At 57.8% G+C, this 19,560-nt stretch carries 20 protein-coding genes; 11 read left to right on the top strand and 9 right to left on the bottom strand.

What is annotated here, in order from left to right; all coding sequences use genetic code 11:
- Positions 1-3 precede the first annotated feature (3 nt).
- Positions 4-1,299: a ferredoxin:protochlorophyllide reductase (ATP-dependent) subunit N gene (locus ACTG3T_RS11825; protein ID WP_439102479.1), complete on the bottom strand. Its 1,296-nt coding sequence runs from the start codon at positions 1,297-1,299 to the stop codon at positions 4-6.
- Positions 1,296-1,814, bottom strand: coding sequence for a 2-vinyl bacteriochlorophyllide hydratase (bchF, locus tag ACTG3T_RS11830; protein WP_439102480.1), 519 nt, complete (start codon positions 1,812-1,814; stop codon positions 1,296-1,298). Before bchF ends, ACTG3T_RS11825 begins: the two co-directional genes overlap by 4 nt.
- A 286-nt stretch (positions 1,815-2,100) precedes the next feature.
- Between bchF and ppsR the strand changes: the two genes are divergently transcribed.
- From ppsR to ACTG3T_RS11855, 5 genes are all read left to right on the top strand, one after another.
- On the top strand, positions 2,101-3,453 hold the full coding sequence (gene ppsR / locus ACTG3T_RS11835; RefSeq protein WP_439102481.1) for a transcriptional regulator PpsR: 1,353 nt from the start codon (positions 2,101-2,103) through the stop codon (positions 3,451-3,453).
- A 129-nt stretch (positions 3,454-3,582) separates the two neighbouring features.
- Positions 3,583-4,497, top strand: a complete 915-nt coding sequence (chlG, locus tag ACTG3T_RS11840; protein ID WP_439102482.1) for a chlorophyll synthase ChlG — start codon at positions 3,583-3,585, stop codon at positions 4,495-4,497.
- Positions 4,494-5,852 (top strand): BCD family MFS transporter, encoded by a 1,359-nt coding sequence (locus tag ACTG3T_RS11845; protein WP_439102483.1) that lies wholly within the window; start codon positions 4,494-4,496, stop codon positions 5,850-5,852. Before chlG ends, ACTG3T_RS11845 begins: the two co-directional genes overlap by 4 nt.
- 7 nt (positions 5,853-5,859) lie before the next feature.
- Positions 5,860-7,056 (top strand): geranylgeranyl diphosphate reductase, encoded by a 1,197-nt coding sequence (locus ACTG3T_RS11850; RefSeq protein ID WP_439102484.1) that lies wholly within the window; start codon positions 5,860-5,862, stop codon positions 7,054-7,056.
- A 57-nt stretch (positions 7,057-7,113) separates the two neighbouring features.
- On the top strand, positions 7,114-7,389 hold the full coding sequence (locus ACTG3T_RS11855; protein ID WP_439102485.1) for a hypothetical protein: 276 nt from the start codon (positions 7,114-7,116) through the stop codon (positions 7,387-7,389).
- Between the two features lie 47 nt (positions 7,390-7,436).
- Here the strand turns inward: ACTG3T_RS11855 and acsF are convergent, their stop codons facing one another.
- Positions 7,437-8,501: a magnesium-protoporphyrin IX monomethyl ester (oxidative) cyclase gene (acsF, locus tag ACTG3T_RS11860; protein ID WP_439102486.1), complete on the bottom strand. Its 1,065-nt coding sequence runs from the start codon at positions 8,499-8,501 to the stop codon at positions 7,437-7,439.
- A gap of 198 nt (positions 8,502-8,699) precedes the next feature.
- On the opposite strand from acsF, the gene ACTG3T_RS11865 reads away from it, so the two are divergent.
- Both ACTG3T_RS11865 and ACTG3T_RS11870 read left to right on the top strand, forming a co-directional pair.
- The gene (locus ACTG3T_RS11865) at positions 8,700-9,185 is read left to right on the top strand and encodes a BLUF domain-containing protein (protein ID WP_439102487.1); all 486 of its coding nucleotides are present in this window, start codon (positions 8,700-8,702) and stop codon (positions 9,183-9,185) included.
- Between the two features lie 315 nt (positions 9,186-9,500).
- Positions 9,501-10,943 (top strand): putative Ig domain-containing protein, encoded by a 1,443-nt coding sequence (locus ACTG3T_RS11870; protein ID WP_439102488.1) that lies wholly within the window; start codon positions 9,501-9,503, stop codon positions 10,941-10,943.
- On the opposite strand, the gene ACTG3T_RS11875 is transcribed toward ACTG3T_RS11870, so the two are convergent.
- Entirely contained in the window at positions 10,936-12,165 is a 1,230-nt protein-coding gene (locus ACTG3T_RS11875; protein ID WP_439102489.1) for an Nramp family divalent metal transporter, read from the bottom strand. The two genes, ACTG3T_RS11870 and ACTG3T_RS11875, sit on opposite strands and share 8 nt — an antisense overlap.
- A gap of 77 nt (positions 12,166-12,242) precedes the next feature.
- Between ACTG3T_RS11875 and ACTG3T_RS11880 the strand changes: the two genes are divergently transcribed.
- Genes ACTG3T_RS11880 through ACTG3T_RS11895 form a run of 4 tightly spaced genes read left to right on the top strand, consistent with a single transcriptional unit; the run spans position 12,243 to position 14,698 of the window.
- On the top strand, positions 12,243-13,091 hold the full coding sequence (locus ACTG3T_RS11880) for a glycosyltransferase family 2 protein (protein WP_439102490.1): 849 nt from the start codon (positions 12,243-12,245) through the stop codon (positions 13,089-13,091).
- A gap of 29 nt (positions 13,092-13,120) precedes the next feature.
- Positions 13,121-13,858 carry a hypothetical protein gene (locus tag ACTG3T_RS11885; protein WP_439102491.1) on the top strand — a complete coding sequence of 246 codons (738 nt, stop codon included), beginning with the start codon at positions 13,121-13,123 and terminating at the stop codon, positions 13,856-13,858.
- Positions 13,855-14,325, top strand: a complete 471-nt coding sequence (gene rimI, locus ACTG3T_RS11890; RefSeq protein ID WP_439102492.1) for a ribosomal protein S18-alanine N-acetyltransferase — start codon at positions 13,855-13,857, stop codon at positions 14,323-14,325. The genes ACTG3T_RS11885 and rimI overlap by 4 nt, the downstream gene beginning before the upstream one ends.
- Positions 14,312-14,698, top strand: a complete 387-nt coding sequence (locus ACTG3T_RS11895) for a hypothetical protein (RefSeq protein ID WP_439102493.1) — start codon at positions 14,312-14,314, stop codon at positions 14,696-14,698. The genes rimI and ACTG3T_RS11895 overlap by 14 nt, the downstream gene beginning before the upstream one ends.
- A gap of 49 nt (positions 14,699-14,747) precedes the next feature.
- On the opposite strand, the gene ACTG3T_RS11900 is transcribed toward ACTG3T_RS11895, so the two are convergent.
- The 5 genes from ACTG3T_RS11900 to rsxB are packed head-to-tail and all read right to left on the bottom strand — an operon-like array spanning position 14,748 to position 19,558.
- Positions 14,748-15,515, bottom strand: coding sequence for an electron transport complex subunit E (locus ACTG3T_RS11900; protein WP_439102494.1), 768 nt, complete (start codon positions 15,513-15,515; stop codon positions 14,748-14,750).
- Positions 15,512-16,162: an electron transport complex subunit RsxG gene (rsxG, locus tag ACTG3T_RS11905; RefSeq protein ID WP_439102495.1), complete on the bottom strand. Its 651-nt coding sequence runs from the start codon at positions 16,160-16,162 to the stop codon at positions 15,512-15,514. The genes ACTG3T_RS11900 and rsxG overlap by 4 nt, the downstream gene beginning before the upstream one ends.
- Positions 16,159-17,199 (bottom strand): electron transport complex subunit RsxD, encoded by a 1,041-nt coding sequence (gene rsxD, locus ACTG3T_RS11910; RefSeq protein WP_439102496.1) that lies wholly within the window; start codon positions 17,197-17,199, stop codon positions 16,159-16,161. The genes rsxG and rsxD overlap by 4 nt, the downstream gene beginning before the upstream one ends.
- A complete protein-coding gene (gene rsxC / locus ACTG3T_RS11915; RefSeq protein WP_439102497.1) occupies positions 17,196-18,953 on the bottom strand; it encodes an electron transport complex subunit RsxC in 1,758 nt (585 codons plus the stop codon). The genes rsxD and rsxC overlap by 4 nt, the downstream gene beginning before the upstream one ends.
- The gene (gene rsxB, locus ACTG3T_RS11920; RefSeq protein ID WP_439102498.1) at positions 18,950-19,558 is read right to left on the bottom strand and encodes an electron transport complex subunit RsxB; all 609 of its coding nucleotides are present in this window, start codon (positions 19,556-19,558) and stop codon (positions 18,950-18,952) included. The genes rsxC and rsxB overlap by 4 nt, the downstream gene beginning before the upstream one ends.
- Between the last annotated feature and the right edge of the window lie 2 nt (positions 19,559-19,560).

Consider the following 19,560-nt stretch of genomic DNA (forward strand, 5'->3'; position numbering starts at 1 on the left):
ACTCTAGACCTCCAACTGCGCAGCGCGCGCCAGGGGGCGGGAGAATAGGCCGGCGAGATCGCCCGCCTGGTCGAATCCCTGTATGGGACTGAAGATCAGTTCGATGGACCACTTGCTGCGCAGGCCCTCGGCTTCCAGCGGGTTGGCGATGCCCATACCGCATACCGTGAGATCCGGTCGCAGCTCCCGAACATGATCCAGGCGCGACTCAAGGTCACCTCCCTCAATCATGTCCGGATGGTCGCCGAACAGGGCGACCTCACTGGCCATAATCTGCGGATCGTGAAACGGCGTGGTAATGGATTCAACGTTCATATCGCATTCCCGCGCAAGGAAGCGCGCGAGAGGTAACTCAAGCTGAGAGTCCGGCAAAAACGCAATGCGTTTGCCTTGAAGTTTCTCCCGCTGATAACCGACCGCCTGACGGGCCCGGGCCAGAGGCGCTGCCGTGACTTCTTCAAAGTGTGCATCGCTTACACCAAACTCATCGGCTGCGGCTTTCAGCCACAGCAGACTGCCCTCGGCGCCAAGCGGGAAGGGCGCATTAAGTACTTTGGCGCCCTGACCTTTAAGAGCGTGAGCGGTTTCTGTGAGATAGGGCTGGGCCAGCAGAACCCGGGTATTGGATCCGGCGCGGGGCATGGCGTCGCCGCTACGGGCGGGCAGAAATGCGATGGGGCCGATACCCAGTTCGTCGAAAAGGCGCTGAAACTGGTCTTCAACAATATCCGAAAGGGTACCCGCAATAATCAGAGCGGGGCTTTCCTTTTGGCCTCCGTTTACCGGTTCCTTCGCGGACTCCACCAGCTCCGTGAGGCATTTGTCCTCACCCTGGGTAAAGGTCGTTTCGATGCCGCTGCCGCTGTAGGCCACCATGCGTACCCGCCCGCTGTGACGGTTTTGAAGGCGGCTGGCAGCGTTGTTGAGATCAAGCTTGATAACTTCCGATGGGCAGGAGCCTACTAAAAACAGCGTTTTTATTTCGGGGCGGCGGGATAGTAGCTCCTCCACAACCCGATCCAGTTCTTCATGACAGTCGGCCATGCCGGCGAGATCACGGTCCTGTAGGATCGCCGTCGCAAAGCGGGGCTCAGCGAAAATCATCACGCCGGCAGCAGATTGCAGAAGGTGTGCGCAGGTTCGCGAACCCACGACCAGGAAGAACGCGTCCTGAATTTTGCGATGGAGCCATACGATAGACGTGAGCCCGCAAAACACCGCGCGCTGCCCACGCTCAACGGTTACCGCCGGCGCAGTAGAGGCTGCATTGTTGTCGCTCGCGAGCACTGCTTCGGTCATTTAAGCGCGCCTTCCAGGTCCAGTTCCATGTCGTTTGTCGGCTCGTCCCGACGCGCCGCCTGAAGTTTTAGTAAAAACTGCGCGGCGTTAATGACGTAAGCGGCGTAGGCGGCAAGGGCGATCCACATCTGCTGCTGGGGCGTTCCGTAGCCTGTCAGCCAGCACAGAACGTAGGCCACATGGAGTGCGATCACACCAAAACTGACCACGTCCTCCCAGAAAAACGCTGGGGCAAAGAGGTACTGTCCAAAGACAACTTTTTCCCAGATCGCGCCAGTCACCATGATGGTTAGGAGCACCAGGGTTTTGACGACTACGGATGTTGCGGCAGCCTCAAGGCCGGAGCCATTGATCATGTAGTTGACGACCAGTATCAGGCTGATCAGGAAGACTAAAAACTGAAGGGGAGCGAGTAATCCCTGTATTAACGTCCAGCGGGTGGCGTCGCGGCGCTGCCGTTGTTCCGGTGTGTAAAGCGGGGCGTTTTGCCTTCTCTGGTTGTTTTGTAAAGCCATTAAGCAGACCTTTGCCTTTGCTTACTGATTCATGGGTGAATGTAGTGCTGGCAGACCTTTATGTCAATTAGAATTTACACATTGATGCGTGTAAAAGAATTGACACTTGTTGGTCGCTGGTCTTTACTGTAAGTCTATGGGTCTTGGCAACGGTGTTAACCATGCTTTACGCGTGCCATAATTGCGCCCGCCGCATACCTCGTTTCGGGTGTTCGGTGTCTCTTGTCGTATTTTTGTCTACGTTTTTGGATGAGCGTTCTTGCTAGCCAAGCAACCTAAACCTGTTTTGGCCAGCCTGCTCTCGCGCGTCGCAGATCTTGCGCTCACGCTGGATGAGGCCGGCGCTATTCTGGGAGTCGATTCCTGGAGTTCGGAGCTGCCTGTGAATCTCGCGGATCTGTGGGTGGGCGCATCGCTGTCCGATACCCTCCTTGATGCCAGTGAGGATCGTGTCGATATGGCGCTGGTTCAGGCAATGCAGGGTCGTGGTGGTCGTGTGGATCTTGTGCATCGGCTCGAAGGTGTGCCCGACGGCTTGCCCGTGCAGTATCAGGTCATGGCGGGAGAGGGAGGCCAGATCTTCTTCGTGGGCCAGGATTTGCGCTCGGATACAAGCCTTCGTCAGCAGTTGGTAAATGCCCAGCAGGCGCTGGAGCAGGATTACTGGCGCCTGCGTCAGGTGGAGACCCGTTATCGACGCTTGTTCGATATGGTTGGAGATGCAGTGCTTGTGCTTGATGCCTTGAGCTTCAGGGTGCTGGAAGCCAATCCCCGTGCGGTGGAGCTTCTCTCTGAGGGCGACAAGGGGCTTGTGGGTAAGGTGTTCCCTCGGGGGCTGGATGGGGATTCCGGGCGCGCTCTGCAGGACATGATGGCGGAAACACGGACCGTGGGGCGCGCTCAGCTGCATAACCTGTTGCTTGAGGATGGCGAGACCCGCTTTGATGTATCCGCGAGTTTTTTACGCCAGGCGGGAGAGGAACGCTTTCTTCTCCGACTGGGTACCCGGGATTCCTTAGCGCAAAAGGCTGGCGCGGTCAGCGGCGTCTACCTCCAGGAGATGTTGCGTAACGCGCCGGATGCAGTGGTGCTGACCGATACCGAAGGTCGGATCATGGCCGTCAACAACAGTTTTCTGGAGCTGGCCCAGCTGGTTGCCGAAGAGCAGGCGATCGGCCACTCCGCAGACCGTTGGCTCGGTCGCAGCGGTGTGGACCTCAGTGTCCTGTTGTCTAATCTTCGGGATAAGTCTGTTGTTAAGCTTTTCTCCTCTACACTTATGCCCCAGGCCGGTAGTCCCGCCGAGGTGGAGATTTCTGCCTGTCGTCTCGATGAGCCCGATGGTGCGGAGTATGCTCTGTTTATTCGCGATGTAGAGCGTCGGGTGGCTCGCGATCATCCTGTGTCTGCGAAACTGCCCAGTTCCATTGAGCAGGTGACTCAGCGGGTCGGGCGGGTTCCCCTCAAAGATCTCGTCCGCGAGTCCACGGACCTCATCGAGGCGCTGTGCATCGAGACGGCGCTGGAGGTCACTCAGGACAATCGTGCGTCCGCCGCCGAGCTGCTGGGTCTCTCTCGTCAGTCCCTGTACGCGAAACTGCGTCGCTTCAACATTGGTGGCGATGTCGATCCTCAATAGGGGTCCCAGAACGTCGGCTGTTTTATCGATTGATGTTGTTCGCGGGCCGTTTTCAGAGTCGTAAATTAAGTCGGCCAAAAGCGTCAATTAAAATTGACACTTAAAAGTGTCGGTTCTATATTACACCTCATGCAGCCCGCTAACCTCACTACGCCGCCCCGCACTTTTCCTGAGCCCAGGGCTCTCGTCGAGCTTCTAAAGCCCATTACCTGGTTCCCGCCCATGTGGGCCTTTGTGTGCGGTGCGATCTCCTCTGGGCAGTCCCTGGGTGATCATTCGGGTTTGGTCATCGCGGGTATCATTCTGGCGGGACCCCTGGTGTGCGGTGGAAGTCAGATCGTCAATGACTGGTTCGACCGCCATGTTGACGCCATCAACGAGCCTAACCGTCCTATTCCTTCTGGCCGGGTTCCCGGGGAATGGGGGCTTTATTACGCTATTGCCTGGTCTATCCTGGCTCTGGGTTTTAGTGCACTTCTGGGAACCTGGGTGTTTGGAGCGACCCTGGTGGGACTTTTCCTGGCCTGGGCTTACAGTGCGCCACCCCTGCGTCTCAAACTTAATGGCTGGTACGGCAACCTTGCTGTGGGTGTCAGCTACGAGGGGCTCGCCTGGATAACAGGAGCTGCCGTCATGCTTGGCGGTGTCATGCCGTCGCCGCAGATCCTCATGCTGGCGGGGCTCTATAGTTTGGGAGCCCACGGCATCATGACACTTAATGATTTTAAGTCCATCGAAGGTGATCGCAGCATCGGTATCAGGTCCCTTCCCGCCAGTCTGGGCGCAGACCGCGCTGCGCGTCTTGCCTGTGTTGTGATGGCTGTACCGCAGCTGGTGGTTATTGGGCTGCTCTTTCAGTGGGGGCACTCCTTCGCTGCCGCTGGTATCGCCGGTTCGCTGTTTTTACAGGGTCTTGCAATGATCAAGATGCTCAAGGATCCCCTCGGCCGTGCTCCCTGGTACAACGGTACCGGTGTCACACTCTATGTTCTGGGCATGATGCTTAGCGCTTTTGCAGTGCGTGGCACGGTGTCCTGGCTGTGACCGAAGCAAGGGGACTGAGCTGGGCAGGGATTGTCCGCCTGGGTCTGGTGCAGACCAGTCTGGGAGCCATTATTGTTTTAACCACCACTGTCATCAATCGCGTCATGGTTGTGGAGCTGGCGCTGCCGGCCATGTTGCCTGGCATTCTGGTGGGGATTCACCACGCGGTACAGATGTCCCGGCCCCGATTCGGTCATGGCTCCGATGTGGGCGGCCGTACCACCGGCTGGATTATCGGGGGCATGGCGGTACTTGCTCTGGGTGGTGTGGCCGCGGCTGCGGGGACCGTGCTCATCGCCACGGACGTCTTCTGGGGGCTGGTGGTCTCAACGCTGTCGTTTACAGCCATCGGGCTGGGTGCCAGTGCTGCAGGTACATCCACTCTGGTAACACTGGCAAAGCATGTTGCACCGCATCGGAAAGCGGCCGCAGCAACCATCGTGTGGATCATGATGATTGCGGGATTTGCCGTGACTGCCGGTGTGGCGGGGCAATATCTTGATCCGTTTACACCCATGCGCCTACTCACGGTCACAACGACAGTATCGGTGATTGCTCTGCTGCTGACCCTGGTGTCGGTCTTTCGTTTGGAGCCTGAAACTTCGCTGAGCAATCAGGATCGCGAGGCACTCAGCGCACGCCAGGGGAGCTTCTCAAAGGCGCTGCGTGAGGTCTGGCAGGAGTCCGAAGCCCGGCGGTTCACGATTTTTGTGTTTGTCTCCATGCTCGCTTACAGCGCGCAGGACCTGATTCTTGAGCCCTTTGCGGGCACGGTTTTCGCTATGACACCCGGAGAATCCACGTCCCTGTCTGGATTGCAGCATAGCGGCGTATTGCTGGGAATGATTCTGGTGGCCGCAGCCACGATGGTCCGTAAGAACGCCGATACCGCGGTTCTGCGGCACTGGACCATTGGCGGCTGTCTTGCCTCCGCCGTTTTTCTGGCGGCTATCGCTGTGGGTGGCGGCTTCCCTGAGACCTGGCCGCTGGGCGCTAACGTTTTTCTTTTGGGGGTCGCCAACGGCGCCTTTGCCGTTGCTGCGATCGCCTCCATGATGAGCCTTGCGAGTGCCGGAAAACCCGGCGCCGATGGATTGCGCATGGGGCTTTGGGGGGCGTCGCAGGCCATTGCCTTTGCCCTGGGTGGTTTTCTTGGAACGGTGGCCATTGATGTGAGTCGCATCTTTATTGGTGATCCTGTTATGGCCTATGGCCTGGTATTCAGTCTCGAGGCGGTGATGTTTGTCGTCGCCGCGGGAATCGGTATGCGATTGCGGCCGGCTGTATCGGGCGACAAGCGCCCGGTGCCAAGCTTTGGTGAAATTGCGATGGTGGAGGTGCTTGATGCACGATGAGTGTTCAATGAACAGTTTGCCCGAATACGACGTGGTCGTTGTCGGTGGTGGTCCTGCCGGTGCTACCGCCGCTTATGACCTGAGTAAGTCCGGGCAGAAAGTCTTGCTCATTGAGCGTGGCTTTCGCATCAAGCCCTGTGGTGGCGCTATTCCGCCACGCGCTGTGGAGCAATTCAATATTCCATCGGAGCAGATCGTCGCTCGTATCCGCTCTGCACGCATGATCTCGCCTGCGGATCAGCGGGTGGATATGCCTGTGGGTGATACCTATGTGGCCATGGTCGATCGCGATAAGTTTGATCCCTTCCTCCGCGAGCGTGCGGTGGAGGCGGGGGCGACCCTGCAAATCGGTGCCTATAAGTCTCTTGTGTATCAGGATGACGGTCGTGTGCGATTGCGCTATCTCGACAAGTCCGGCAGCGGTGGCGAGCATGAGGTAATCGCCAGAGCGGTTATCGGCGCTGATGGCGCCAAGTCCCGGGTGGGCGCTGAGTGTATCCCCGGCGGCGACAAGCTCAAATGCGTGTTCGCCTATCATGAGATTGTGGAGGCACCCACACCGGAGCAGGGGGCGGACTATCAGGAAACCCGCTGTGACGTCTGGTACCAGGGGCGGCTGTCCCCGGATTTTTATGCCTGGGTCTTCCCTCATGGCAAGCATGCGAGTATTGGTACTGGCAGTGCCCAGAAGAATTATTCCGCCACGGCGGCAGTAGAGATGCTGCGGAAAGACGTGGGTCTGGATACCGCTAAAACTGTGCGCCGGGAGGGTGCTCCCATTCCCATGAAGCCCCTGAAGCGTTGGGATGACGGCAAGGCAGTATTGTTGGCCGGTGATTCCGCTGGCGTTGTTGCTCCGGCGTCGGGAGAGGGTATTTACTATGCGCTCCTGGGAGGCCGTTTGGCTGCAGAGGCGGTTCAGGAGTTTCTCCTCAGTAACGATCCCGCCGCGCTGAAGAGTGCACGGAAGCGTTTTATGAAGCTCCATGGAAAAGTGTTTTTTGTGCTGGGGCTGTTACAGCGATTCTGGTACGGGAGTGACAAGCGTCGCGAGAAGTTCGTGAAGATGTGCCGCGATCCGGATATCCAATACCTCACCTGGCAGTCCTATACGCAAAAAGAGCTTGTCCGTGAGCGCCCCACGGCGCACGTAAAGATTTTCTTCAAAGATCTTGCGGAGTTACTGGGGCTGGCACGGGCCTGATCACACCCCGCTGACGCAGCCTCGTGCTCTCACGTCTGCTCCGACGCTGACCCGGGTATGCCAGACCTTGTAAAAAACTTTCTCGTCAGTGGGCACGCCGCAGAATTAATTCTGGCGCTCGTGTGCTGCGAATTTCTGTTCTTGAGTTTCCGCTATTTTCGTGGAGTGGGTTCGCCCCCTCGAGCCTGGCTGTCACCGCTTCTGGCGGGGGCATTCCTGGTCATCGCACTCTGGTTGGCGCAATCGGGCGCGCCGGCGGAGTTCCTGGGGCTGGCTTTGGCGGCCGCGGGAGTGGCTCACTTCATAGGCTATGGCAGCCGTTGGCACGGCTGACATGTTCCATGGGACAGGCAGGAAGCCGAAGCCCTGCCCGGTGCGTTCTACCAGGTAGGTTCCATGCGGAAGTCTTCGGGTAGTTCGTGATGCTTCATGGGAAGGCAGTAGAGCCGGGCAAACACCAGGCCTGCTGACGCGGACAGTCCAGCGGCCTTCAGACGCCCCAATATTCCTCCACGCTCCTTAGCGACCGATACCTTGGCGCTGATAATACGGAGCCGTTCCAGGCCTCGACGCAGGCGTGGGTCGTCGGTGTTCAGCGACAGGGGAAACACCTGCTGTGTAATCGCCGTGGTGATGTCAAAGACCCGGTAATCGAACTCCGTGGGGTCCATGCCAAGGGCTTCATAGAGCTTGGGTCGGTTGTGATCTCGTACATACATGGTGGAATACACCGCCAGGATAAAGAAGCGAATCCACAGCTTGTTGTGGCCCCGTAGGAGTTCTGGCTGCGCACGCATCATCAGGGCGAAAGATTCGCCGTGGCGGAACTCATCGTTACACCACTCCATGAACCAGTTGAAGATCGGGTGAAAGCGCTGTTCAGGGTGCTTCTCGAGGTGACGATAGATGGTGATGTAGCGGGCGTAGCCAATCTTCTCTGAAAGATAGGTTGCGTAGTAGATAAACTTGGGCCGGAAGAAGGTGTACTCTTTTTGACGCTTGAGAAAGCCCAGATCCACTGCGACGCCGAGTTGCTTCAGTGCCTTGTTGATAAAGCCTGCGTGGCGGGACTCATCGCGGGCCATATAGCCCATGAGGTCAGCGATCTCGGGGTTATCGATGTTCTTTTTAATTTCCTGGTAAAGAACGCAGCCCGAGTACTCTGCAGTAATAGAGCTGGTAAGAAAGTCGATGAATTCCTCATGAAGTTCCGGGTCGCTGGTGAGGGTGGTGGCGTCGTAGTCGAACTCCTGACGGAAATGACCGCGGTTCCGGTCTTCCTTGTACTCTTCCATCATGGCGTCCCATTGGTGCCGCACAGGCTCAATATCAATTTTTCCCACGGACTCGTAATCGGTGCGGTAGAAGCGGGGAGCCAGCAGCTCGCTGCGCACAGCCTGTTCTGTGGTGTCGTTGATCTTGGCGGTTTGCATCGGTGCGTTCATGGGCAGTTCTCTCAGTTTGGCTTGATTTGTACAGACGCCCCTTCTCGGCGCCCTCGCTCAAAAAGTGTCAACTAAACTTGACTATTCTATTGTCAAGAATAGTTAACTATACTGAAAGTCTCAAGGCTTAATTGCGGTTTGTTACGAGATAATTTGTAGCGCTTCATTGGGTCTGCCCACGTGTGCCGGGGAGGGCCTGTGGCAAAAAAACCCGACAAATCTGTCAGCCAGTCAGAAGGTGACGTTAAGTCTCTGCAGGAGTTCACACTGTATAGCTTAGGGTACGTCAGCACACAAACACGCCCGCTGGACAATGAGCAAATGCTGGAGATTCTAGAGGTCGCCCGGGAAACCAACGCGCAGCTGGGGATCACCGGGGTGCTCCTGCACCGGCACGACTCTTTCTTTCAGGTGCTCGAAGGCGCCGAGGAGGAGGTAAAAGGCCTCTTCGAGAAAATCAGCAGGGACGGAAGGCACGAACGTGTGGAAATAGTCACCGAGGGTCCTATCCGAAACCGCGAATACAATGACTGGCGCATGGCCTTTATTGAGCTGGACGGCCAGGATTTCAGTGCCATGCCGGGGTTCTCGGACCTGATGCGCAATACCCCCGCTGCGCGGGAGTTTCTGCAGACCTTGTCACGAACTAAGAAGCTGGCGCTGTTGTTTAGTGTCATGGATTAAGTAAAGCGCTGTTGTTAGGGCCCAACTCACTATCTGCTTATAGGCAGGTTCCGGCAGCCTAACTTTTACTCATTTATTGCTTCAGTATACTGAGGCATCTCTGGTCCGCATGGGTCGCGGGTAACGCCTGACAGATATCCCTCAAAATTGAAGTAGAGTTTGATAAATATTACCTATCGTCATGTTATTGCTGCTGTTTTATTCAGAAAGAAATGTTAGTGTCAGAAAATGCAGCGGCGTCTGTTAAAAATTTTATGGCGGTAGCAGCAGTGGTCCAACGGTTGCGTACGCCGGCCAGCGAGGGGATTTAGCATTATGGCCAGATACATGAGGTCCATCATTTTAGCTGCAGCGACTATGATCTTGGTGGCTTGCGGCGGCGGTAGCGGTGATGGCGGCGGATTTTTGCCTGATGCTGCCGTGAGCGACCTCGCAATAACGACAACTGCACTGGATCCAGTAATAGAGCTCCCCTATTCCGTAGTTTTGGAAGCGACGGGGGGAGTCGGTCCTTATTCTTGGTCACTGGTCAGCGATGGTGACACTGGGTTTACGCTGGATTCTTTTGGGGTGCTCAGGGCTGATTCAGCCGTGATCGACGGGACCTACGGGCTGACATTCCAAGTAGAAGATTCTCGTGGAACAACGCTGGACAAATCGTTAACGTTAGTCGTAAGCGTCACTTCGCTCTCTGTCGTTTCAACAGCACTGCCGGACGCGGCAGAGGGCAGTGTTTATTCAACTGTTTTGGAAGCGGATGGAGGGGTTGAACCCTACAATTGGGCGCTTGAGGATGCCGGAGGTACTGGATTTACAATGACCTCAGCCGGCGTTCTCAGTGGTACGGTTCTTGCTGTACCAGGAGGCTATGGTGTGACGGTGTCTGTGACCGATGGTCGCGGAGTGAAGGCGGAGCGATCTTATGTTCTGACTGTTACCGGCGAGCCAACCACTCCGTTGGAAATTTCCACTAATACACTTTCCGATGCCACGCAAAGCTCCCTTTACGCAGCTGTATTAGTTGCGAGCGGAGGCTCTGGGGATTATCTATGGAGCTTGGTGGACGATGGAAACACCAACTTGCGGCTCAGCGATGAGGGGGTTTTGAGCGGAAGAGTGCCATCGACAGTAGGTTTATTCGGTCTCACATTGGAAGTAAGTGATGGAGCTACAACAGCTGTTAGATCGCTTACGCTCAACGTAACAGATGTTGAGCAAGTCCCCATCACAGTCAATACTGGCCCACTTCCGGCTGGTCAAGTGACTGTGCCGTACGCAGCGGTAGTGAATGCGAGTGGCGGCTCGGGATCATACACGTGGTCGTTGATCAGTGATGGAGGTTCAGGGCTTTCTCTCAGCACGGGTGGTGTACTCAGTGGTACGTTCACAGACTCGGGGGACTATGGCGTTACCGTAAGGGCTTTCGATGGATTTTCGTCCAACACAGGCTCTTTCACGATCTCCGTGGGCGATTTTGGTGACGAGTTCTCGGTGCTGACCATCCAGACCTCGAGCTTGCCCGAAGCGACCGCAGGGGAGCCCTATGCGGTCGTTCTTACAGCTAGCGGTGGAACACCTCCATACGCGTGGGGATTTGAGCCAGACGATGTTACGGGGGCGGATGGGTCTGGCCTGAGTTTAAGCAGTATCGGTTTGTTAAGCGGGACACCGCCTACCGCGGGCATTTATTCACTGACTGTTAGAGTGACATCGGGAGGGGTTAGCGTGCCTCGCCTGCTAACTCTTACGGTCAACTGAATAGCGACATTAACTTGTTTGCGCTCAGACCCAGAGTCACGCCGATGACAATCACTCCTAGGAGGTTGCTCCGCCAGCCATTGGTAGCGTAGCCAAGGAGGGCTCGGTCGTTCATCAGCCAGACAAGGATCACGGCAATCACCGGGAGCAGCAGACCGTTGGCTGCCTGTGCGAACACAATCAGGCTCAGGGGCCGCGCCCCTGTCGCCGCAAAAAAAGTACCGGTAAACACCACTATCAGCGCGATCGCGCGGAAAGCGCCGCCGCGCAGAGTGTCGGTCAGACCGAGTGCGCCGCATACGGCATAGGCCGCGGCGAGGGGCGCCGTTATTGCGCTGGTGAGGCCCGCAGCGCATAGTCCCGCCGCAAACACGTAGCGACCAGCAGAGCCGAGAACCGGCTCCAGTTGCGTGGTGATTTTATCGGGCGCAAAAGCCAGACCCTGAGCAAAAAACGTCATGGCGGCCGCGCTGACGATCGCCAGGGTAACAAGACCTCCCAAAGACACGGACAGCACCGTATCGACACGCGCTGAGGATAGAGCCAGCTCACGGTCGGGCTCCTCCGCCCAATGCTCCCGGGCCGCGTTCGCCTGCAAAAATAGATTGTAGGGGACGACCGTGGTGCCGATGAGTGCGATAACCGTGGTGAGGGATCCTTCGGGAAGACCCGGCGTAAAGCCTTGAAACAGAGCGGACCAGTCCGGGCGAAGAAGCACTGCGCTGGCAACAAAAATCACACTCATCATCAGCACCAGGGCGATGAGCACTCGTTCCAGTTGCCGGTAGGCCGGGAGAAACAGCAGGGCAGCGGAGCTGCCACCGATGAACAGGGCCCAAACGGGCGTCCCTATGTCAGAGACGCTCTCCAGCGCTAGGGCAGCGCCGGCAATGTTACCCGACTCGTAAGCGGCATTGCCCAGTCCGATGGCGGCCACGACGAGAATGATAGCGCCACGGCCAAGCCACTGGCCTGCCAGCGCCTCCCGAAGCGTCGTTGCCAGGCCTTTACCGGTGATGATCGCCTGTCGGACGCTCATTTCCTGAAGTGCCATGGTGGCCAGCACAGAAAACAGCAGTGCCCACAGCAGCGCGTAGCCATAGCCCGCTCCCGCCGCGCTGGCGGTAGCAATAGTGCCCGGACCCACAAAAGCCGCAGCGACCAGAAGCCCCGGACCAAAGACCCATTTTCGGCGTTTTTGTTGTTCCTGCGGATTGTTCACAATATTTCTCTCGTTAGTGGCGATAAGCAGCTACGCGTCCGGTGCGGGGGGGCGAGGCAGCTGCTAGTATCCGCACGATGATAACCGAGGCCAGCAATGCACCGACACTGACTGTGTCCATCGTGGCCCATAATAGCTGCCTCGATCAGTTACGTATTACCCTCGACAGTCTCCTCAGTAACGTGAGCACCCTAGACGATGTTTTGGCAGAACCCGTTGCCGTAATGGTTCTCGATAACTGCTCTAATCCCGGTTATTTCACGAGTCTTCAGAAACTTTTGTCCAATATGGCCATTGCCGACTCGCCTGCGCTTCATTTTTCTGTGCAGCGCTCTGAGAAAAATAACGGCTTTGGAGGTGGGCATAATCAGGTTTCGCGAATACAGTCCGGGCGTTACTTTCTGATCCTCAATCCCGATGTTGAACTTGCGGCTGATGCCCTTAGAGAGGCCCTTGGGTATTTGGAGTCGCACCGTGAAGTGGTTGCGCTGAATCCACACTGCGAGCGTAGCGACGGGAGCCGGGAATATCTTTGCAAACGGTACCCTTCGGTGCTGGATTTGCTGCTCCGTGGCCTGCCCTTTGCCGGTCTTCGGCAGCTGTTTGCCCGGCGACTGGCACGTTATGAGTACCGCGACCTCGTCGCCAGGGATCCCCAGCCGGTGACATTGCTCAGTGGCGCCTGTCTCTTGTGCCGCACAGACGCGTTTAATGCGGTGGGGCGCTTTGACGAACGCTTTTTTATGTATTTTGAGGACTTCGATCTCTCCCAGCGACTCAGGAGCCAGGGGGAACTCGTGTTTCTGCCGGCTATGCGGATTGTTCATCACGGGGGCTTCGCCGCACGCAAGGGGAGTCAGCACATACGCTGGTTCGTTCGCTCAGCAATACGTTTTTTCAACCTCCATGGCTGGCGACTGCTCTGATGCTTTCCCCGCGGTGGTAAACTAACCCTATGAGTGCATCGCAGGAAATCCGTCGACTCCGCTACCTTCAGGCTATGGGTGTCCCCGTATACGTTTCCCGTCGTGCATTGCCCGGTGCCGCAGTGTCTTCGAAGTACGTTTTGCGAGAATCCCGCACGGCCCTGGTCATCGACCCCGGGGGTGAGGCCGAGCAGCGAAGGACCGCAAAGGCTCCGCAAACAACGGCGTCACCAGCCGCACAGGCGTTGCGCGAATCCCTGCGTCAAGACCTGGATCGACAGAAGCCCCCGCTGAAAGCTGCGTCGGACAGGGCGGGAAGCCGCGAGGCAAAGGCAGCCTCTCGCCAGGGTTCCACGCCAAGGTTCCGCCTCGCGGCGATGATGACCAAAGGGCGCTTGTGGTTGGAAGACTTGGGCGATGAGGCGCTGGCTCAGGATCAGCTCCAGCTCATCTCGGCCATGGCCCGCGCCCTCGATCACCCGGTCAAGGATGAGGCAAACGTTGCGGTGACGGAGTTTAGATGGCCCCTCCACGAAAACGCCCAGCTGGGTCTCAGTTCTGATGATGCGACGGCGGCGCTTCAGGGGTTTCTGTCCCGGCAGCTGGAAGAAAACGCCTGTGTCGAGTTGATTTGTCTGGGCGATGCGTGCAAGACCCTGCTCAAAGACCTGGCGATTCCCTGCGCCCGACGCACGATCCCCTCAAGTCGCGATATGCTCAAACACCCTTCGACCAAGCGCGACGCCTGGAAAGCACTGCGGGCGTGAGCTTTTTGCTCCGCGAGGGCAGGCCCGTCGATATCCCCGCGATTTTGGCCATGGACCAGGAGCACTCTCCCGTCTTTGCCAAGACCGGCAGCTATGAGCGGCTGCTGGATCAGTCGGGCTTGCTTGTGATCGCGGAAGAGGAGGACGCTGTTATTGGTTTCGCGGCCTGCTCACGGGTGCTTGATGAGGCCACGCTCCTGAACATCGCTGTGCTGCCCAGGGCCCGGAGTCGCGGGATGGGGAGGGCGCTTCTGGAGGACGTGATGCAACGGCTTGCCCAAGCGGGCGCTGGGCGGCTTTTCCTCGAGGTGCGGGAAGGTAACCACCGGGCGCGATCTCTCTATGCGCTTGCGGGTTTTCGCTGCGACGGTGAGCGTGCCCACTATTATCCGCGGGGTCGCGACGGCGTCGCTGAAACCGCCATTTTGATGAGCCGACAGTTAGGGGGTGTGAATGCGGGTACTTGAAGCCGGAGACTGGGGAATGCTGATTCCCGATGAATGGCAGGCGGAACAGGAAGACGATGCGATTGTCATTGGAGACCGAGATGGCGTGGGCTGTATCGAAATCAGTGAACTCCACAAGGAGTCCGGGGATTTCCGTCGCGAAGATCTGAATCAGTTCCTAGCCGATGTCTCCGAATGGACCCCTGATCGCAAAGGCAGCTTTGAGGGGCTTACAGCCTCGGTGGTGGAGGACGGCGCGGCCCTTCGTGAGTGGTATCTCTTCGCGGGTGCACTGCTTTTATATATTACCTACAGTTGTGACGAGGACAATCAAGGGCTGGATGATGCCGCCGTGGATGACATTCTGGACACGCTTCGTATGGAGAAAGAGTAAGTGGCAGGGCGGCCGTTTTAAGCCATTGCACTGGGTGGACGGCAGCTATTTAGCTGACGGTGCCGGTCACTCGCACGCGCTTGCTTCCCTTTTCCACCGGTGCTGTTTTTGCCGCGGCCCGACGCTGAATGTCACTGTCAATCACATTTTTCAAAGCGATAATCAGGCCGGTAAAAATGAACGCGCCCGGCGGCAATATCGCTAACAAGAAAGGCTGATACTCCTCAAAGGCGACAATTTTCCAGCTTGTTGCAGCGGGACCGAAGAGCAGATCCATGTTGGCAAAAATCGCCCCGGTTCCGAACAGTTCCCGCAGGGCGCCGAGCACCACGAGAATCAACGTAAAACCGATCCCCATGATGAAACCGTCGTAAAGGGCGGGCAATACCGGGTTCTTGCGCGCAAAACCGTCGGCTCTGCCTAAAATGACGCAGTTGGTGGTAATCAGGGGTAGAAAAATACCGAGTATTTCGTAGAGCTCATAGCTATAGGCCTGCATCAGAAGCTCTATACAGGTCACCGCCGCCGCGATAATCATCACGAAAGTCGGCAGACGCACCGCGTCGGAAGTGACGTTGCGGATGAGCGAAACCGCGGTGTTGGAAGTCACCAGCACAAAACAGGTAGCGATGCCCAAGCCCAGTGCATTGACTACGCTACCTGTGACTGCCAGGAGTGGGCAGAGTCCCAGTAGTTGCACTATCGCCGGGTTGTTTTTCCACAGGCCGTTGATGGAGAGTTCGCCATAATCCGTACTGTTTGCTTTGCTCTGGGTGGAGTTCGTTATGTCTGAATGTGAGTCAGAGTCCAGGCTCATGATGTAGGTTCCTTGTCCCTGTGACTCTCGCCGAAGAGTATTCGCCGGTTATTTTTTGCGTATTGAAGTACCCGTGCAGTTGCCTGAACGACGGCGCGGGGTGTGATGGTGGCGCCGGTGAATTGATCAAAGGCACCGCCATCCTTGCGTACGGTCCAGCGCTCCAGCTCCGGGTTATTCAGAGAACGTCCCCGGAAGCTTTCGATCCAGTCTGATTTTCGATGATCTATCCCGTCGCCCAGTCCCGGGGTTTCGCGATGCTGAAGTACTCTTACGCCCGCCACGGTGCCGTCTCGATTGACGCCCACAATGAGCTCGATCTCGCCGCTGTAGCCATCCGGTGCCGTCGCTGGAATCAGCGCTGCAGTCGCCTCGCCCTGGCGTCTTGCGATGTAAATGGCTTTGCTCTCGCGCAGCTGTAGAAAGGGGTCATTCACCGGTGCCTCCAGGCGGTCGTCGAGCATGGCGTTATCGTGGCTGGCCCTGGGAATAATTTGCAGCAGCGCTTTTTCTTCGGCGGCTCGCTGGGCGGCGCTGATGCGATCCTTAGTGCCCAGAAAGGTACTCGCAACCAGCAGTGCGGTGAGTACAGCAAAGCCTGCCAGTAACAGGCTGTTGCGGGTGATTGCCTGGCGCAGTTCGTTCACGCCTCAGATCCCTTGCTGTTGCTTTTGCCATGGCCGTAGACCTTGGGTTGGGTGTAATTGTCGATAAACGGCGCGGCAAAGTTGGCGATCAGAACCGCGAAGGCCACCGCGTCAGGATAATTGCCTCGCACGCGAATGGTGTAGATGAGTACCCCGATCATGGCGCCAAACACCAGTCGCCCGCGGTTGCTGACCGCCGAGGACACAGGATCCGTGATGATAAAAAACGCCCCGAACATCGTGGCGCCGCTGAACAGGTGAAAAAGCGGAGAGCCACCGCTGGCAGAACTGCCCTCATCGTAAAACACAAGGGCGCAGAGACTAAGGGCCAGGAGCATGGCGACAGGTGCATGCCAGGTGAATATGCGCTTGTAGAGAAGGTACAGGCCTCCCAGTAAAAAAGCCCCGTTGACAGTAGACCAGCCTACGCCCTGGAAGGCACCAAATTGCGGATTGGTGGCATAAAGATCGGAAAGAAGCAGGCCCCTGTTTTGACGCAGGAGATCGAGGGGCGTAGCCATGGTCTGGGCATCAAAACTATCGGGGTTAAAACAGGCGCTGAGCGCTGCCAGCAACCCCGGGACCGATTCCCCAACGCCCAGGGGCGGCATCCAGGTACTCATTTGCAGGGGAAAGGAAATGAGCAGCACCACATAACCGACCATCGCGGGATTGAAGGGGTTGTATCCGAGCCCTCCGTACAGATGTTTTGCGATGAGAATGGAAAAGCTCACGCCGACCAGCAACAGCCACCAGGGCGCGTAGGGCGGCAGCGCGATACAAAGCAGCGTGGAGGTCACCAGGGCGCTGTAATCTTTCAAAAAGGGTTTAACCGGTTGTTTACGCAGGAGCAGTGCAAGGCTCTCGCAAAGCAGCGCCACCAGCCCCCCAAACGCAATATTTACGATGACACCCGCGCCGAAGTAATAGCTCAGCGCGATCACGCCCGGTACGGTTGCCAGCAGAACAGTCCCCATAACGCGGCTGGTGCTCATGGGGCCGTGAGCGTGGGGCGAAGTGACCACCAATAGACTCATGCGTTTTCAGCCTCGCTCTTAGTATCGCTTTCGGCCTCGGGACGAACGCTGCCTGCATCGGCTATTTCTGCTTTCAGATCGGCAAGTTTCTTCTCCGTCGTGGCAACGGCGTTCTCCAGTGCCGTGGTAACCGCGGAGTCACTGCCATCATCGGTGGCGAGTTTATTTCGCGCTTTGGCGAGGCGCGTCTCAATGCGCGCAAGCTTGTCTCGTTGCGCTTGTTTGTCATCGGTGGGCGATTTCGCGAGGGCTGCCTTGCGAGCCTGCGCTCTTTCAATGGCCGCCTGGATAGGATCTCCGTCTGCAGCCTGATCCGCAGCCTTGGCCAGGGCCGCACGCTTGCGTGCTGCACGCCTGGCTTCTTTCTCGGCCGCTTCCCGGGCCATGCGTTCCTGGCGGGCCTCAAAGCGCTCCCGGGCATGATCCGCTCGGGCATTGTCGGCTTTTTGCTCCCGCACAGCCGCTTTGGAAGCACGATAGTACTGCACCAGCGGAATGTGGCTGGGGCAGACATAGGAACAGGCGCCACACTCTATGCAGTCAAACAGGTGGTGCTGTTCCAGCTGCTCATGATTCTGCGCGCGGGCAAACCAGTAAAGCTGCTGCGGCAGAAGGCGGGCCGGGCAGGCCTCGGCGCAGAGTCCGCAACGAATACAGGCCTGGGCATGCGCCGGTTCCGGTAATTCGCCGTGGCCGGGCACTAGCAGGCAGTTAGTGGTTTTGATGACCGGGCAGTGGTGGTCCGCCAGGGTCACCCCCATCATGGGGCCGCCCATTATCAGTCGCTGTGGTGACGCCGGTTGGTAGTCAGCCTGGGCCAGGAGGTCTTCCATGGGCGTCCCGAGGAGTACGTCGAAGTTGCCGCGATCGCGCGCGGATTCGCCGGTAACCGTGGTTACGCGGCTGACAAGGGGACGCCCAAGAATGACGGCGTCATGGACCGCAGCTGCGGTACCGACGTTCTGGCAGAGAATGCCGATACTGGCGGGCAAGCCACCGCTGGGCACCTCCTTGCCGGTGAGTATCTCGATAAGCTGCTTTTCGCCCCCCGAGGGATACTTGGTGGGAAAAGTCACCAACTCCATGTCCTCGCGATGAGCGAGCGCCGTCTCGAAAGTAGCGATAGCGTCGGGTTTGTTGTCTTCAATGCCGATAAGGATCTCTTTCGGGCGTGCGATGTGTGCCAGAATTTCCACGCCCGCGATAATACGGTCGGCGCGCTCGCGCATCAGAACGTCATCCGAGGTGATGTAAGGCTCGCATTCCGTGCCGTTGATTATCAGCGTGTCGATAGCGTCGTTGCTTTCCCCGGGGAGCTTTCGCGCAGTGGGGAAGCCCGCGCCGCCCAGTCCCGCAATGCCCGCTTCGAATATTTGTTGCGCTAACTCACCGGGCGCCAGGTTGCGAAAGTCACCTACAGGCTTAAGATCGATCCAGCGATCCTCATGGTCACAGTCGATGACGATGCACGGGGCTGCCATGCCCGAGGCATGAGGTACGGGGCGTTCCTCAATGGCAGCGATGACGCCGGAAGTGGGCGCATGAATCGGGAGGCCGCTGAGATCCGTCAGCCGCTCTCCTCCCAGCACTGTCTGACCCACGGCCACCTCGGGCTCTGCGGGAGGGCCAATATGCTGCGCCAGCGGCAGCACCAGCTGAGGGGGGATTGCCGCTTTGCGGATGCCCTGGCCGTTGGACAGTGTCTTGCGCTCCGCAGGGTAGATACCCCCATGGAAATCATGGACACGCCTCACGCAGCGCGCTCCTGACCTGCATCGGTGGCGATAATCAGAGGGCTGACGTCTGCTGTGGGCAGATCCCAGTGCCAGCTCGTAAGAGTCTTTGGCAAGGGCAGCATTTCAATGCAATCTACAGGACAGGGGTCCACGCAGAGATCGCAGCCGGTGCATTCCGAGGCTATGACCGTGTGCATCTGCTTCGCGGCGCCCAGGATAGCGTCCACCGGACAGGCCTGAATGCACTTGGTGCAGCCGATGCAGTCTTCCTCGATGATGAAGGCAACAGTGGTTTCCGTTTCGTCGCCGTGTTCTGCATCCAGGGGCGGGGCCTCCACATCCAGCAGGTCTGCCAGCGCCTGTATACCGGCCTCACCCCCGGGGGGGCATTTGTTGATGCCTTCTCCCGCCACGATGGCCTCCGCGTAGGGACGGCAACCAGGGTAACCGCACTGCCCGCACTGGGTCTGGGGAAGAATAGCGTTTATTTGATCGGCGATAGGATTGCCTTCTGCGCGGAATCGAATCGAGGCAAAACCGAGGATTGAGCCGAAAATCAGACCCAGGCTCAGCATGGCCAGAAGTGCCGCGACGAAGGGGTAGTTGCTGATGAGTTCTGACATCC

Origin of the sequence: Congregibacter sp. (assembly GCF_965660375.1) — a bacterium.
Taxonomy (GTDB): Bacteria; Pseudomonadota; Gammaproteobacteria; order Pseudomonadales; family Halieaceae; genus Congregibacter.

Coding starts and splice junctions, on each gene's coding strand:
- ACTG3T_RS11825 (WP_439102479.1), bottom strand. CDS start 1,299: ATGACCGAAGCAGTGCTCGCGAGCGACAACAATGCAGCCTCTACTGCG.
- bchF (WP_439102480.1), bottom strand. CDS start 1,814: ATGGCTTTACAAAACAACCAGAGAAGGCAAAACGCCCCGCTTTACACA.
- chlG (WP_439102482.1), top strand. CDS start 3,583: ATGCAGCCCGCTAACCTCACTACGCCGCCCCGCACTTTTCCTGAGCCC.
- ACTG3T_RS11850 (WP_439102484.1), top strand. CDS start 5,860: ATGAACAGTTTGCCCGAATACGACGTGGTCGTTGTCGGTGGTGGTCCT.
- ACTG3T_RS11855 (WP_439102485.1), top strand. CDS start 7,114: ATGCCAGACCTTGTAAAAAACTTTCTCGTCAGTGGGCACGCCGCAGAA.
- acsF (WP_439102486.1), bottom strand. CDS start 8,501: ATGAACGCACCGATGCAAACCGCCAAGATCAACGACACCACAGAACAG.
- ACTG3T_RS11870 (WP_439102488.1), top strand. CDS start 9,501: ATGGCCAGATACATGAGGTCCATCATTTTAGCTGCAGCGACTATGATC.
- ACTG3T_RS11880 (WP_439102490.1), top strand. CDS start 12,243: ATGATAACCGAGGCCAGCAATGCACCGACACTGACTGTGTCCATCGTG.
- ACTG3T_RS11885 (WP_439102491.1), top strand. CDS start 13,121: ATGAGTGCATCGCAGGAAATCCGTCGACTCCGCTACCTTCAGGCTATG.
- ACTG3T_RS11895 (WP_439102493.1), top strand. CDS start 14,312: ATGCGGGTACTTGAAGCCGGAGACTGGGGAATGCTGATTCCCGATGAA.
- ACTG3T_RS11900 (WP_439102494.1), bottom strand. CDS start 15,515: ATGAGCCTGGACTCTGACTCACATTCAGACATAACGAACTCCACCCAG.
- rsxD (WP_439102496.1), bottom strand. CDS start 17,199: ATGAGTCTATTGGTGGTCACTTCGCCCCACGCTCACGGCCCCATGAGC.
- rsxB (WP_439102498.1), bottom strand. CDS start 19,558: ATGTCAGAACTCATCAGCAACTACCCCTTCGTCGCGGCACTTCTGGCC.